General features: G+C 46.5%; 9 protein-coding genes. 2 read left to right on the top strand and 7 right to left on the bottom strand.

Annotated elements, in window-relative coordinates:
* Window positions 1-35 precede the first annotated feature (35 nt).
* The 4 genes from TH61_RS02825 to TH61_RS02810 all read right to left on the bottom strand — a co-directional run bounded on the left by TH61_RS02825 (window position 36) and on the right by TH61_RS02810 (window position 8,468).
* Window positions 36-3,401, bottom strand: coding sequence for a TonB-dependent receptor (locus TH61_RS02825; RefSeq protein ID WP_071887765.1), 3,366 nt, complete (start codon window positions 3,399-3,401; stop codon window positions 36-38).
* A gap of 257 nt (window positions 3,402-3,658) precedes the next feature.
* Window positions 3,659-4,792: a hypothetical protein gene (locus tag TH61_RS02820; protein WP_066505610.1), complete on the bottom strand. Its 1,134-nt coding sequence runs from the start codon at window positions 4,790-4,792 to the stop codon at window positions 3,659-3,661.
* Between the two features lie 71 nt (window positions 4,793-4,863).
* Entirely contained in the window at window positions 4,864-7,431 is a 2,568-nt protein-coding gene (locus TH61_RS02815; RefSeq protein WP_066505608.1) for a TonB-dependent receptor domain-containing protein, read from the bottom strand.
* 374 nt (window positions 7,432-7,805) lie between these two features.
* Window positions 7,806-8,468 (bottom strand): C40 family peptidase, encoded by a 663-nt coding sequence (locus TH61_RS02810; RefSeq protein ID WP_231862291.1) that lies wholly within the window; start codon window positions 8,466-8,468, stop codon window positions 7,806-7,808.
* 70 nt (window positions 8,469-8,538) lie between these two features.
* Here TH61_RS02810 and TH61_RS02805 point away from each other — a divergent pair, with 70 nt between their 5' ends.
* On the top strand, window positions 8,539-9,951 hold the full coding sequence (locus TH61_RS02805; protein WP_066505607.1) for an FAD-binding oxidoreductase: 1,413 nt from the start codon (window positions 8,539-8,541) through the stop codon (window positions 9,949-9,951).
* A gap of 100 nt (window positions 9,952-10,051) precedes the next feature.
* On the opposite strand, the gene TH61_RS02800 is transcribed toward TH61_RS02805, so the two are convergent.
* Window positions 10,052-11,140, bottom strand: coding sequence for a YaiO family outer membrane beta-barrel protein (locus TH61_RS02800; RefSeq protein ID WP_197464088.1), 1,089 nt, complete (start codon window positions 11,138-11,140; stop codon window positions 10,052-10,054).
* Window positions 11,141-11,501: 361 nt separating this feature from the next.
* Window positions 11,502-12,464, bottom strand: a complete 963-nt coding sequence (locus TH61_RS02795; RefSeq protein WP_066505605.1) for a YheT family hydrolase — start codon at window positions 12,462-12,464, stop codon at window positions 11,502-11,504.
* 292 nt (window positions 12,465-12,756) lie between these two features.
* Between TH61_RS02795 and TH61_RS02790 the strand changes: the two genes are divergently transcribed.
* On the top strand, window positions 12,757-12,909 hold the full coding sequence (locus TH61_RS02790) for a hypothetical protein (RefSeq protein WP_197464087.1): 153 nt from the start codon (window positions 12,757-12,759) through the stop codon (window positions 12,907-12,909).
* A 79-nt stretch (window positions 12,910-12,988) separates the two neighbouring features.
* Here TH61_RS02790 and TH61_RS02785 read toward each other — a convergent pair whose 3' ends face one another.
* On the bottom strand, window positions 12,989-15,373 hold the full coding sequence (locus TH61_RS02785; protein WP_082780281.1) for an endonuclease: 2,385 nt from the start codon (window positions 15,371-15,373) through the stop codon (window positions 12,989-12,991).
* Window positions 15,374-15,425 lie beyond the last annotated feature (52 nt).

The following is a 15,425-nucleotide window of genomic DNA, read 5'->3' as shown; positions in this document are numbered from 1 at the left end:
ACGGTTCGCCCTTTATAAAAGTCAATAAATAAATATTAGTTGAAGATATAACGCAAGCCAAACTGCATATAATACGTAGAAGCGATGCTTACTACTGGTCTGTAAGACGTAGAGATTGGCAAGTTTCTATCTGTTGCCAAACGGAAAGTTGGTTTAACAGTACCGTCTGTCTGAAGAGAAGATACGTTGGTAGGCGTTAGGATAGAACGTTGGTTGGTTTGGTAAACTAAGCCCCAGTTCTCGTTCAAGAAGTTAGCAACATTGAATACATCCCAGCTGAACTGGAGAGTGTTGCGTTTGCCACCTACGTTTACGAAGATGTCTTGCATGATTCTGAAATCAAACTGGTTTCTCCAAGGCAACATGGCGCCATTACGCTCTGCATACTCGCCTTTGTGTGCATTTAAATACTCATCTTGCTCAATAAACCGGAAGAACATGTCGCTCTGCTGTTGTGGAGAATAAGTGATGGCGTTGGCACCACTACCTACAGTTAACGGAACGAAGGTGATTTCAGAAGCATTCTTTGGTATATAGATCAAGTCAGCATTGGCGCCATCTCTGTTAAAGTCAGAACCATACGTGTAAGAGTAACGACCATCTCTAGATCCAGAATAGAATAAAGAAATGCTGGTGCCAAAGTGGTTTAAATATTCTTTACGATAAGACAATGAACCTACAAATCTATCTGGCACAACATAGTTGGCGTGACTTAGTTCTGGATTGTTAGCGCCATTCACAGTTGGTGTACCACTCCAGGCAGAACCTGCTTGGTCGCCGCTACCATCGTAAAGGTTTTTGGCTTCACTTCTAATGTATGCAAAAGAGGTTGAAAGGCCGTTGTCAAATTGCTTGTCTACCTTAGCCGAAACGGACCAGTAGTAACCTTTAGAAGCATTGTCCAAAACAATAGCCTGGTATTGACCAGAAGCGGTTGGATCTGTTGAAGGAACACCGCTGGCTAACGTCACATATTGTTTGTCTCTATTGCTGTTAGGGTAGAAAGGTCTGTTGTCTGGGTATCCAGCTACATTCAAGGCTTTTGGTGCAACTAGGTTGGCATTTCTGAATAAGGCAGTGTTCAAATCCTTGTTATAAATACCTTCTAAGGTACCTACTAAGCCAAAGGGAAGCTGAGCATCAACGGCTAAGCTGCTCTTCCAGGTTTGTGGCATCTTGAAATCATTAGAAATGAATGTCATGGTGCTACCTAGTACTGTTCCAGCAGCTGGCTGTGTAGTTGGTCTGTAAGCGTTAGGATCTGGGTTGAATACACCACCGTTTGGTAATGCTCCAATTTCACTTGGAGTAGAATAGATCTGAGTTACCTGTAACATAGCGGCATCACTTGCTTGTGACACTATCCAAACAAATGGTACCCGACCGGTGAAGACACCAGAACCACCACGTACTTGCAATGTACGGTCACCTTTCACATCCCAGTTGAAACCAGCTCTTGGAGACCATAAAAGAGCAGATTTAGGCAATGTAGCTGTGTTGAACATTTCGCCGTCACCAGTTACTGCAGGATCGCCTCCAAACTCAAGTGTTTTTACAATTGGGTGCTCCGCCATCTTTTCTGGGTACGTTGGCAAGTCAACGCGTAACCCTACCGTTAAACGTAGATTGTCTGTCAAGGTCATCTCATCCTGTGCATAAGCAGAATACTGCGCAAATTTGAAGCTAGGGAACGCTTGCTCATAACCTGGCAACAAAGAGTAGGTGATGGCAATAGCGGCTGGCTTAGCACGTAAGGCTGGGTCTGGGTTAGTTTGACTGTAGAAGTCAGCTAATGAGTTGAAACGGTAGTAGCTGGTACCATAGCGCTGGAAGCCATTTTGAGTTTCTGACCAGTCTGCTTGAAGACCTGCGGTTACCGTGTGCTTACCAGCAAACCAAGTGAAGTTATCCACCACAGAGTGAGAGGTGACGTCTCTTAGGTTACCATAGGTAAACAGCTCATAGCCAAAAGAAGTCCAAGGCGTACCAGTGTTAAGGATGTCTACAAATGGAAACTCAGCACTTTCTGAGCTACGTGGGTCATTTTGGCGTGTGTATGAGTAACGGATAGTATTTGCAAACTTGCCGCCAAAGGTTGAGTTTACCTCAGAAGCCAATGAATAAAAATTTGCCTCTTGGAAGTAGTTGGCATTCTTGTAGGCCAATGCATTGTCATTCTGGCGACCACTTCCGCTTGAGAAACTGGCTGGGGCAGCAGATGTACCGTTCACCATTACAGGATCTTTGCTTTCTAGCTGGCTATAACGAATGTTGAAGCGGTGATTATCTGTGATGTTCCAGTCCAGACGGGCTAAAAACTTCATGCTTTCGTTTTCAAAGTCATACCCTTCATAAGGACCGGTTTCATAACCATATGTCTCTCTTAGGTATGTGCTTAAAGCATCTAGCTCACTGGCAGTAGGACGTGCCACGCTTGGGCTACCAAATGGTCTGCTAGAAGTAGCCGCAAAACGAGTCTGTCCTGGTCTTGTTTGCTTCTCTTGCTCTGCATTGGCAAAGAAGAACAACTTGTTTTTAATGATAGGGCCACCTAAACGGAAACCATATTGCTTGTAGTTCATGTCCTGAAGCGTTAATTCTTCTGGACCAACATCCTTACCCTGCTGATTTTGGTTTCTGAAGTAAGTATATACAGAACCTTTAAAGTCATTCGTTCCAGAGCGCGTTACAGCGTTAATTGCTGAACCAATGAAACCAGACTGACGAATGTCATAAGGAGTTACGTTAACAGAAATCTCTTCAATCGCGTCCAAAGAAATGGGCTGTGCAGATCCACCTGGTAGGTTTCCACCAATACCAAAATTGTTATTGAACTCTGAGCCATCAATAGTTACGTTGTTCTGCCGATAGTTACCTCCCCCCACAGATGTACCGTTGGCCTGCGGCGTCAAACGAGTAAAATCATTGATAGATCGGTTGATACTTGGCAAGGCCTGAATCTCTTGGCTGCTTATGTTGGTTATAGAACCACTTCTTTCTGCATTCAAAACAGATCTTGGATTGGCTGCTGTAACCACCACTTCCTGTAAATCTGTACCAGACTGTGGCAAACGCACGTTTAAAACAAACGGTTCTGCTAGCCTTAAAGTAATGTTTTCTTGCTTTTGTGTCTGGTAGCCAATATAGGTCACCTCTACTGAGTAAGGACCACCCACACGCATATTAGGGATGGTGAATTTACCATCTACGTTAGTAGATACGCCGTATCGTGTACCAGTAGGACCATGGATGGCTAACACCGTAGCGCCAGGCAAGCCTTCGCCACTTTGATCAGTAATAAGACCCGTCATTGATGAAGTAGTTACACCTTGCGACCAACTTAGGTGCACAGGCAAACACATCACCACGATGAGCATCAATCGGGTAAACAGGTTTTTCATAAAGGATTTTTTTTGAACAAAAGTAAACTGGGTAATTGAGAAAGGAGATAAGAGTATTGTTAAGATAACATTAAGAATGCTACCAGAACGGGCAAGAGAGGAAGTAGGCAATCTCCAACAGGAAGAGATCATGAGGATGGTCAATAAGATTTGACTCAACAAAGATAGCCTTTGCCTTTAAGATTATGCAAGCATATGTTAAATAAAAAAGCCCTGCTAAAACTAGCAGGGCTTTTTTATTTAATTAGTTATGAGTCCTATTTAAAAACCTCAAAACTGCCGTTGTCTTTTTTAATAAAAGTGGTTTGCACTGTCACATTGCTACCTCTGTAAACAATGTACGTCAATTGGTATTTTTGACCCACTTCAGCATTAGGATATTTTACTTTCAGAAGTTCAGCTAAACCAGCGTTAATTTGGGCTTCAGTCCAGTATCTGGTGTCAGTAGTGCTACCGGCTTGATAGAAGTTTTTGAATTGCTTTAGGTTAGCTCTGTTTAGCTCAGTACCTACGTTAGGGAAAGCGGCAATGGCTTCATAATCTGCAGTGACTAACGTGTATTTGATAGTCAAGTCTGGTACCCAGATACCATTGTTGAAAGCAAACGTTAATGTTCTGGGCTCAGTAAAGAAGTTACGGGTAAGCTTAGTCCAGTTGCTTCCATCATACACCATGGCCATTACTTGCTGTAAGGTAGAGCTTGAGCTCATCCGGACAGCGTAGCTTACATATTTGACGTCACCAGCCTTGGCCCCAAAAACCTTTGATTTAAGGAAGTTGTCAAAGTAGCCAGGCAGCATTGCCTCATCTGCCGGAGCAAATGCGTTGTTTCTGTTTCTGTCAACTTTTAGGTAATCTGCCTCCGTAACCAAGTAAGTCTCTTCCCAACGACCATTAGTGTAGAAGTAAGAATAAGTTCTAACTTGAGTAGTTGGCAATTGGTTGTTGCTGAACCAGTTGAAAGTTAAATTTACTAATCTGCCTTGTACGGGAGTAGGATATCTGGCATTTAGGTACGTCTCAACTTGAGAGAATCTGTCAAAGTTCTTAAAAGTTGTTCCACCTAAGGCGTAATCCTCATCAGTAAGGGTGTAAACGTCGCGCTCGGCAACTGTATTACCTTTAAAAGAATAGGTTAACAAGTTGTAAGTGACGGTGATCTCATCCTTATTGTCAAAGTTAGGATAAGCCGTGTTTAAGTAAAGCGGAATCAATTTACCAGCCTCTTCCTCTGTGGCAAAATAGAAGTTTGTGTTTACGTAAGAAGCTACTCCCGGCTTGCCTGCCAAGGTTTTGTAGTTAGCCTCAGACATGGTGATGTTAAGCTTTCTTACATCATTTGGATTGAAGGCTTTTGGAAGGGCATCCAATTCTTCATAGACGTCGTCCATTGGATTACAGGCCGTAACTGCCATCAGCAATGAACAGAATAGATAAAATATCTTTTTCATTATAATTCTAATTAGAAGTTAATTCTCAAAGTAGTCGTCCAAGATCTACCAGTACCATAGTACACAAAAGAGTTACTTGCGTTGCTCAAATAAGGCTCCTCATTGCTGGCACGGGTATAGTTAGATAAAGCATCAGAAATGTATTCAGTGTCAAACACATTGTTTACGTTTCCGATCACAGAAGCATTAAGGCCTGCAAATTTAAACTTGAAAACGGCGTTCAAATCCATTAACGAGTAAGTAGGCACTTTCCAAGGGTCGTTTCCTCTGGTTTCAGGTAGGTTAATTGGGTTGAAGTCTGAATTGAAGTTAGCATAATAGTTATAGTCAGCTCCAATTTTGAAATCGTCTGTTAATTTAAGATCTAACCCAAGGGCTGCGGTAGTCTGAGGGGCATCACCAACCTTTAGGCCAGCCATAGTCACCGTAGGAACAGTTCCACGCTTTACTTGGTTCTCATCAAATATCTCAACACCTTCAATGTCATTCAACCAAGTCCAGTCACCCACAGACACCATACCAGTTAAGGTAAGTCTGTTGATTGGTTCATATCTGAAGTCTACTTCAATTCCTTGGTGTAAAGCATCTACTCCTAATAAGTTAGCAAACAGAAGTTCAGTTCCTTGTCCAGGGAAAGATCTTGTGAATGATCTGTCTTTCCATGTGGTTCTGTACAAGTTTACATTACCAGAAAGCGACTTGCTTCTATAACCATAACCCAACTCGTAGCTCAAAATTTTCTCATTCTCAGCGTTGTCATTAGCAAGGTTTTGGTTGCCTATGAACACAGCACTAAAGAAGGGAGCCTTCGCAAAATAACCAAGGTTGGCAAACACGTTGTGGTTGTCATTTAGGTTATAGTTAGCCCCACCTTTTGCTTGGTAACCGAAGAAATTGACTTTCTCACTTTCCCGCAAAGGATCATCATTTTTGTATCTGAAGTAATCTATGCGCTGGTAAGAAGTATTAGAAGCGGCCAAGGATAGGAACGTAGCCAATGCGCCGGTTTTGTATTCACCTTGCAAGAAACCACCTGCCCAGTTCACAATACCATCATTGTAAAAACCAATTTTATCGCCATTCTTAGCTCTAAAGTTAGGGTTGTTTACGTTTCCACTGTTCAACACATACTCTGCACCAAGTAGGTTTCTTACAGAGTTAAAGTGGATTCCTTTGTAGTATCTCAAGTCAACACCTGCCAATAAATCAAAGTTTTCGGTAAGTGCTTTCTGGTAAGTACTCAAGGCGCCATACCATCTGTGGTCATTGCGGTTAGACTGCAAGTAAGCAACGGCGTTGCCATCTTGTGAAGCCACGTTTAAGTCTACAAGCTTATCAATGTCAACAGGAGAGTATTTGTCTCCGGTTCTGGTGCCTAAGAATAATGAAGCATTGTTAGGGAATTCATTTCCTCCTGAACCAGAAGAAGCATAAAGCGCAGTAGACAAAGAGGACGTACCGTCAATTGTCCAATAGTGGTTTAATGACACTTGTGGTTTGTGGTAGAAGTTACCACTGATAGTTTTAGTCTCGCCGTTCAATACTCCCCAGTTAGGGTTGAACCTGATGCCTTGTGGAGCATCTCTGTAGTATTGGATGTTCTGGCGCTCAAATCTTGAGCCGTGGTATTGAGGAGCTCCAAATCCAGTCAAAGAAAGAGTGTGCTTCTCATTAAGAACCTTTGAAACGTTGAAGAAGTAGCTATACGCTTCAAACGCCAAGCCTTCAAACCAGCCGTCACCTTCAGTCTTTGAACCTGCCACAGAGAAAGACCAGCCTTTTTCTGTCAAGCCAGAAGAAAGAGAGAAAGCCGTTTTGCTGAAGTTGTTGTTACCAATAGCCTGAGAAACGAAACCACCTTTTTGGGCGTCGGTTGTCTTAGTTAGAATATTGATGGTACCACCCACAGAAGGCACGGCTACTTTTGAAGCGCCTAAGCCTCTTTGAGTCTGCATAGAACGAGTAACATCTGTTAAACCTGCCCAGTTAGACCAGAATACTCTGCCGCTTTCCATGTCATTTACCGGTATGCCATTAATCATTACAGCAATGTTGGCACTTTGGAAACCGCGCATGTTAATTCTAGAGTCACCATATCCTCCACCGGCACCTCTGGTGGCATAAACCCCAGGAGTTGACTTTAATAGCTCAGGGAATTCCTGCTGACTGGCCTTTTCTACGATCACCTCGCTGGTAACGGTAGACATAGCTACTGGAGTTTCTCTTTCAATGGCATAGCTGGCCCCAGTCACTAAAACTTCATTGATGTTATTTTCAACACCTTTCATTTTAATAGTTCCGGCGTTTGAGCCAGAAACGGCAACTTCTTGCTGGGTATACCCAATGTAATTGATTACCAAGGTGACATTCTCAGCAGTAGTTTTTAAGCTGAACGTTCCATCTACCTCAGTAGTAACACCTTCGCTGCTTCCTTTCACAGACACAGAAGCACCAGGCAATGACTCCTGCGTAGTGGCGTCCACCACCTTGCCTCTAATAGTCCTCTGTGCAAATGCGGTCGTGAAAACCAGCAGCAGTAAAGGAATAACGCACAAAATTCTTTGTAACTTAATCTTCATAAAGGGTTTTTTTTGAACAAAAGAAAAATTGGTATTTGAAAAAGCGGGTAAGGCTATAGGTAGGTTAACATAGGGCATGTTAACGGAACTTCTTGGGGAACAAGAAAGAAATCTCCAACAGGAAGAGATCATGAGATAAGTCAGTAAGTTGACACTACAAAGATAACTACTTATTTGCTTTCAATGCTAGGCATAGCGGGAACATAATTGCAAGAAAATGTAGCTCTTACAGGTACTGGCTTAAATAGATGGTACGCAAACAACTTTTTGCCTTAAACAAGTTAAACTAGGCGCATTACTTTGATTAAGTTTTCCTGTTCTATTAGCTGAGTGCTGCATTTCTGAGGAAAAAAATAAGCGGTAAACCCCCTAAGTTAAATACCAGGCCTTACCGCTTTGATAAAGTTTCTTTTGTAATAAGGGGCAAACAGATTGTCTTCTTTAACGCCCAGGGATGTGGAGGAATGGATGAAGTAAATCTCATTCCCATTACGCACCTCGGTGACCATGCCGGCGTGGGTAATGTTGCTAGGGCTCTGCGTGGAACTGAAGAATACTAAATCGCCGGCCTTAATCTCACTGGTGGAGACGGTGGGTCCAAAACGGCTCTGCTCACTGGAGGTGCGGGGCAGCGTCACGTTAATGGATTGAAAAGAGGTGCAGAGCAAGCCGGAGCAGTCCATGCCAATGCGGGTGGTGCCGCCAAATTTATACGGGGTGCCTCTAAAAGAGCGGGCCGTAGAAATAACCGTCTCTACTTTTTTGCTGCTGTAATTAGCGCTAACCCCATTGTTTCTTCCTTTTGAGTCTTTGCCTTTCTTCTTGGCCAGCACCTTCTTCTTGTCTTCCTTAGAGAAGATGCCAGACTTGCGGGCTAGGCGGCGCTGCTGCCGTTCGGCTTTTTTGAGCTCGGCAATCTCCTGCGCAGACTTATAAGCCTCGTCTGGTTTGCTGAACGTAGAATAAGAAGACTTTCCGCAGGAGGCCACCAGTAAAAGAAGCCCTAGCAGAAGTAGCGTTGAGTATTTATTTAACATGTTCAAAGCTTTACCTTAGCAGAAGTTTCCCTAGGAACGTTAAAGTTAATCCATTCAGTCTTTCTATAAAATGAATTTTAACCCAGTCACCCCAGAAATCTTGGCGACCCTGCAGCAGATAGTAGGAGAGGCCTTTGTGCTTACCTCTGCCATGCAAGAAGAGGTAAAACGGTACGCTCATGATGAAACCGAGGACCTGCATTTCTATCCAGAGGTAGTAGTGAAGCCAACCAACGCGCAGGAGGTGAGTAAGATAGCCAAACTCTGTCATGATAATTACATTCCATTGACACCGCGCGGCGCTGGTACGGGATTGAGCGGCGGGGCCTTGCCTATTCACGGTGGGGTGGTGCTGTCCATGGAGCGGTTTAATAAGATTATTAACATAGATGAGCGCAACCTGCAGGCCACGGTAGAGCCCGGCGTGGTGAATGAGGAATTCCAGAATGCGGTCAAGGCCAAGGGACTTTTCTATCCACCAGACCCGGCCAGCAAAGGCAGCTGCTTTCTGGGCGGCAACCTGAGCATGTCTTCAGGTGGTCCAAAAGCGGTGAAATACGGCGTGACGCGTGATTATGTCCTTAACATAGAAATGGTTTTGCCTACCGGCGAAATCATCTGGACCGGTGCCAATGTCTTAAAATATTCCACGGGTTATAACCTCACGCACCTCATGATTGGCAGTGAAGGCACCTTGGGCATCATCACCAAAATCGTGTTCAAGCTCATTCCGTTTCCGCCTAAGAACGTGGTGATGCTGGTACCGTTTAGGTCTTCAGAAGAGGCCTGCGCGGCGGTGGCCCAGATTTTCATGGCGGGTATCACACCGTCGGGGCTGGAATTCATGGAGCGGGAGGCCCTGCAATGGTCCTCAGACTATTTAAAGATAGACGTGCCGCTGCCCGAGGATATTGAGGCCCACCTGATTATTGAGCTGGATGGCTGGGATTTGGATTTGTTGTACCAAGATGCCGAGCGCGTGTACGGCGTGCTGGAGAAATTCAATACCGGTGAAGTCTTGCTAGCCGACACCGAAGCGCAGAAAGAAGACATCTGGCGCCTACGACGCAACGTAGGCAATGCCGTGCGCTACAATTCCATCTACAAAGAAGAAGACACCGTGGTGCCCCGCGCCGAATTGCCAGCCCTGCTCAAAGGCGTGAAGGAGATTGGCCAACGCTACAACTTCAAATCCGTCTGCTACGGCCACGCCGGCGATGGCAACCTGCACATCAACATCATCAAAGGCGACATGTCTGACGACGATTGGAACAACAAGCTCACCGAAGGCATCAAAGAACTCTTCAGGCTGTGCGTGGCGCTGGGCGGTACTATCTCTGGAGAGCACGGCATTGGTCTGGTGCAGAAACCGTACATGCACATAGCCCTGCAAGAAAAGCAGTTTGAACTCATGCGCGGTATCAAGAAAACCTTTGACCCGCATGGCATCCTTAACCCAGGTAAGATCTTTGAAATGGCGTAAGATTCTGGACTAGTACATTCAAAAGCGGCGTTGGCCCTTCATTGAGCTTTCGCCGCTTTTTTATAACAAGCCGTTTTTAGGCTAATTTCCAGAAAATAGGTCAAAAACGGCGGTCCAGTCCTAGGCCCACGGTGTAGTTGTTCCGGTAGGCGCTAGGTGAATACTCTTGGTAATCTAAGCCCAACCGACCGGTAAGTAAAAGCAGCGGCGCAATCTTCTTTTGAACGTCCAGACGTATTTTGCTTGACTGCAAAGTAGCTGAAGGAAGCAACGAGAGGTCCTTGTTCCTGTCATCCGGCGAAAACCCAGAACCCAGCGTCAAGCCCAAAAACTCATCTGTGGCCCCATAGTAATAGCGCAAAGTCAGGAAGTAGGATTGGGCAATCTCTTCTTGGCCAGGCGAAAAATACGGCCTAAACGAAAACCAGAACTTGCCCCAGTATTTGCTCACAGAAGCGGTATATATAACCGTGTTTTCTGCGTAGCGCAAATACCGCAGCCCGGCCTCCAACTCAAACCCGTGGCCCATGTTCCTGAACAGAGATATCCCTGATCTGAATTTGGGGAAGAAACTGGCGGTGGAGCCTCCTGCGTTCAAGTACAGGTAATAATTGTCATTCAGCTTAGGGTAGAAATCAGCCTCCACCAAGGTTCCGGTCTTCTCAAAACGGTTGGCTACATACGCGCGGCCAATCAAATTGCCTTGTTTTAAGCGTCTGGTGTAGGCCAAAGAAAGCGTATGCCAGCTGTCCAAGGCCTTGCTAAACGCATCCAGTTCATACAAGGCATACACACTGTTTTTAGCTGATTCCTCTTTGAATATTTCAGCCAAAGCCAAGCCTTGCTCATGCCCAGGATTTAAGGTTAAAAGATTTTGGAGCGTAGCGTCGGCCTCAGGTTGGCGCGACAACATTTGCAAAGCTTTCGCGCGTCTGTACAGCAGGTCCTGGTTTTTAGGGTCTCTTGCCAATCCAAAGTCTGTGAGCTGTAAGGCTTTCTCGGGGTGGTGGTCCCAAAGTTCCACATCGGTGAGCGCCGATGTAGCCTCAAGGTGAAATGATTCTGGGGAAGTTAAGGGCGTCAACACCAGCCTCGCCGAATCATAGTGGCCGTTCCAGGCATGGATTCTGCCAAGCAGAATCTGGGCGTCTTGGTAGTTTGGGGATTGCCGCAAAAGCTGACGGAGCACGGTTTTCGCTTGTTGGCGGTTACCGGCAAACGCCAAAGTGCGTGCCTCTTGAAAAGTAGTTTCTGTGTTCTGGCTTGTCTGTGCAGCTGCTGGGTGTAATAGGCCTAAAAATAAAGTTGGCGCGGCCATCGTGCGCAAAACGCCAGTCAAACGCCTATGTGTAATTCTCCTAAACTTTGTGATGAGAAAAATAATGGAAAGGTGCCGCAAAACAATTGTCTGTTGAATACCAAAAGGAACCGAGGTAAATATAAATAGGAATTGGCCTGGCGCTATATAAAAACGGTGAATGGTAGAAATCGCGCGTTCAACGCGTCTCTTTCGTTTTTAGCCTCTTTTCCAGAAAACAGGCCAAAAACAGTTAGACGGTGCCTTGCAAAAACTCCACGGCTCTTCTCTCTGAGTAATAAGTGCCGGCCATGAAGCTTTCGGTGAAGCCTACATGGCCCCCGGTCTCTGGCATTTCTAAAAACAGATAGGGATTTTGTTGCGCCTGTTCCAAGGGAAAACACTCTGCAGACAGAAACGGGTCATTTTTGGCATTCACCAAAAGCGTAGGAATTTGAAGGTGTTGCAAATGAAGAACCGAACTACAGCGCTCATAATAGTCTGCGGCATCCTTAAAGCCGTGCAAGGGCGCCGTAAAGCGGTTGTCAAACTGCTCAAAGGTTTTAATCTGGTGGTAATCCGCCAAGTCTACCGTGAATTTCTGGGCTTTAAGCTGCAATTTTTGATGCAGGGTGTTGAGAAAGCGGCGCATGTATACACGGTTCTGCGGCTTGGCCAACTGATTACAGGCGCTGCGCATATGGCAGGGGACAGAAAAGACCGCGGCTCGCTGCACTTGTATAGGCAATCGGGCGGCCCACTGGGACAAATAGTTCAAGGTTAAATTGCCTCCCATGGAAAAACCCACCAGATACACTTTTTGGTACTGGTGCTTCTCTAGGGCATGGGTGATGACCAGATGCAGGTCTTCCATCACCCCCATGTGGTAGGATCTGAGCAACCGGTTGGGCTCACCGCTGCAGCTTCTATAGTTCCAGGCCAGGGCGTCCCAGCCCGCTTGGTTCATGGCGCGGACCATCCCTTTCATGTACGGGCGGTGGGTGTCGCCTTCCAAGCCATGCGAGATCACCACTAGTGTGTTGGCACCCACACAAGACCAGTCCAAATCCAGGAAGTCCTGGTCTGGGGTGTCAATGCGCTCCCGGGCATACTGCACCGCCGGGGCTTTGCGCAACGTGCTGGGCACGATGGTTTGCAGGTGCCCGTTAAACAGGAAAAACGGAGAGCGGTAGGAACTAGACGGTACTAAGGGCATGGCAATCGTTTTTGGGCTGTTTTCTGGGAAATGAGCTAAAAACAACCAATGCAAAAATAACCATTTTTATAGAAAGCATTCATATTAGCCACTAGGCATATAGTGTAATTGTACTTTTTGCGTTTAACCAGCTATAGAAGGCGTTCATCGTGAGCTTTTCTGCGTACAACCAAAAGTCCTCAATTGCTATCTGGTAGTCAGTAACTTTGTTGTGTCATTTAAGAACACCGTTATGCTCTACAAATTGAAAGAAAAGCAAGGTACTATAACTCTTTTTAAAGAGGCAGCCGGTGTGTCCACGAGTGACTTTGCAACGCCGGGCTTTCTGCCGGTAGAAGATTTTAGGTCGGCGGCTGTAAGTCGGCTAGATGCCTTGAAAGCGGCGTATCTGCAACAACTAGAAGCAAATAGGCAGCAAGGCCTTCAGCAAGATACCTTAACCTAGATAGAGACAAAGCGTTCCATGAAAGAAGAAGGGCTGCTCCAATTGGGGCAGCCCTTCTTCTTTCATGGAACGCTAACCGTTAGTTGAGCAATATCCTTCTAATAGAAGTGCCTTGGGTAGTACGCATTTGTAAGAAATACACCCCGGCCGGTAAATGACGCAAGTCTAAGGTAAGCGAAGTGCCTTTGGTGAATTCTGATTGGTGCACTACTTGACCAACGGCATTCAGTACTTGAATGCCTTGCACCTTAACGGCAGCAGGTACATTGACAGTCACCAGTCCCTTTGATGGGTTAGGGTATACCCGTATCTGCTGCTCTAGGTCCTTAGCAAGGCCCGTGGTGGTGAGAGCATTGCCATACAAAGTCACGTCATCAATGTTGAGGTACTCTTTGTCTGAATTGGTTTTCAAAAGCACTTTTACCTGCACTGAGGTGGCGCCAGTTGGTAATTGCACCAACAACCTAGACGGCGCCGCATTTTGCGCGATGGTAGGCAGGGCAGAACCTGTAAATGTCTTAACCAAAGGCGTACCAGCCACGGTTTCTAGCAGCAAAGTGCCGTCCATGCCATAGCGGGCGTTGTTGTCGTTGGCATCGCCGGTGATTTTGATGTCTGGGGTGGTAGAAAAGCTGGCTCCATTGATAGCCGTGTACACTTCCAAGAAGTCACCAGATTCAATGCCGTTGCCGGTGGTGGTAGAAACTGAGCTGTTGAACAATTCAAGAACCAGGTCCTTATAGCCGGTGGTGGTCACTGGTTTGAAGATTACCTCTTGCAAGGTGGTAGTAGCCTGTAAAGACTTGGTGCCACCGTGTACGCGCTGGCCGTTAGGAGTACCAGTGTTCACCTCTGAGCTACTGAAACCAGAAGTAACTTCCCAGCCATCTGTCGCGGTGGTCTCAAACGTCTGGCGGGCCAATACTGTAGATGGCAGCGTGCCACCGGCGCCAGGTGCTGTTTTCACGAGCAGGGCAGAAGCGCTGGCAGCATACTGCCAACCATTAGAGCAGCTCTCAAATACCGCTACGTGGTAATCAACGCCAGCTCTTAAACCAGAGATAGACACTTGAGTGCCATTGCCTGCATACACCAACCGCGAGCCATCTGCCTGAGCGGTAGCTAAGTTGAAGTTGCTGTTGGCGCCTGTATAAGTAACTCCTGCCTGTGGGGCAAAGGTCCCGGCCTGCGCCTCTCTGATGAATACCAAACGGCCGTCACCGTTGCCGGCGGTCATGTTAAGGGTGAAACCAGTGGTTGAAATGGCCGAAGAGGCCAAAGATGTCACATTCTGGGTAGGCATGCCTGCGCACGCGTAATCAGGTAAGGTTACCTGGCTTGCTGGTGCAGCGGCGGTGCTATATGCTGTATTAGAACTGCAATACTCAAAAATCTGGATGTGGTAGGTTTTGGTAGCAACCAGCCCAGTGACCGTCACGGTATTACCCGTGTTGTTGTAGACAATTTTCTGGCCATTGCCTTGGTCTGTCGCCAAAGAGTAGTCTGCGTTCACGCCGGTGGTATATGCCCCTGACGGAGTAAAGTTAACTGCCGAACCTTCTTTTACCACTACTAAACGGCGGTCGCCGCTGCCTTGGGTCCAGGTGAGTTTAAACGAGGTGGGTGTGGCTTCTGTGAAGACCGGTTGGCTGGCAGCGGTGGTAGTAGTGCACACCACAGGAGCAAACCCGTACGCGCGGGCTACTAGCTCTGGGTAGTCAATGTAGGGGTTTCGGTTGCCTTGGGCTCTTTGCACGCGGTTGTTGCGTTCCAGTTCACGGGCGTCTGCCGGATCTTTCAAGTGCCAGTTGTAAAGGGTCTGTAGATCGCCCACGGCGCTTACCACGTTTTTGCCAGCGTCAAAGGTTTGGCCTTCATGCATGGTGTAGAAATAGAAAACCGCGCGGGCCAAGTTTCCTTTATGGTCCTCGCGCGGTTCAAACTGGGAGCCTGTGTCCTCGCTGTATTCGTCAATATTAGAAGTAGGGATGGACGTCTGCGACGACAACAACCTAATCCATTTCTGGGTCTGGGCATCAGGAATCTCAGCAAACGGGTCGCTGCCGCGGTCACTGTTCCATTGCATCACCGTTGGGAACAGGTGGTGAATGTCAGATTTCATTCTAGACACCTCGTTAAACCAGGACTGCGGCACGGTGTGCTCACAATTCAGTTCGTTTAAGGAAGGAGAGGTGTTGGTTTCACTGTACGGGTTGCTCTCTTGGTAGCCAGAATAGACGCAGGTCACTTTGTTGTCATAGTTGTCTACGTAGTTGTACATTTTGCCTCGGGCTGCATCATAGCCCAAGTCAACGCGTTTGCCGTCATACCAATTCTGACGTAGCCAGGCTTTTAATTCTGAGCCAGAAAGGTTGGCAGGTGGGGCAGATTGGGCGAAGGCCGTAAAAAAGCCAGACCAACCCACCAAAAGTACTAGCAGGAGAGGGCGTAAGAATGTTCTCATGTAATAAGGTTATGGAAGGAAGCGCAAAGGTACCAGAAACTCCCTGAAGCAG

The organism is Rufibacter sp. DG15C (assembly GCF_001577755.1).
Classification (GTDB): domain Bacteria; phylum Bacteroidota; class Bacteroidia; order Cytophagales; family Hymenobacteraceae; genus Nibribacter.
The sequence above is the reverse complement of the archived record's forward strand: the minus strand, read 5'-3'. Positions and strand labels throughout refer to the sequence as shown.

Excerpts from the sequence above, each read along its gene's own strand:
- TH61_RS02825 (WP_071887765.1), bottom strand. The coding sequence starts at position 3,401 with ATGAAAAACCTGTTTACCCGATTGATGCTCATCGTGGTGATGTGTTTG.
- TH61_RS02820 (WP_066505610.1), bottom strand. The coding sequence starts at position 4,792 with ATGGACGACGTCTATGAAGAATTGGATGCCCTTCCAAAAGCCTTCAAT.
- TH61_RS02815 (WP_066505608.1), bottom strand. The coding sequence starts at position 7,431 with ATGAAGATTAAGTTACAAAGAATTTTGTGCGTTATTCCTTTACTGCTG.
- TH61_RS02810 (WP_231862291.1), bottom strand. The coding sequence starts at position 8,468 with ATGTTAAATAAATACTCAACGCTACTTCTGCTAGGGCTTCTTTTACTG.
- TH61_RS02805 (WP_066505607.1), top strand. The coding sequence starts at position 8,539 with ATGAATTTTAACCCAGTCACCCCAGAAATCTTGGCGACCCTGCAGCAG.
- TH61_RS02795 (WP_066505605.1), bottom strand. The coding sequence starts at position 12,464 with ATGCCCTTAGTACCGTCTAGTTCCTACCGCTCTCCGTTTTTCCTGTTT.
- TH61_RS02785 (WP_082780281.1), bottom strand. The coding sequence starts at position 15,373 with ATGAGAACATTCTTACGCCCTCTCCTGCTAGTACTTTTGGTGGGTTGG.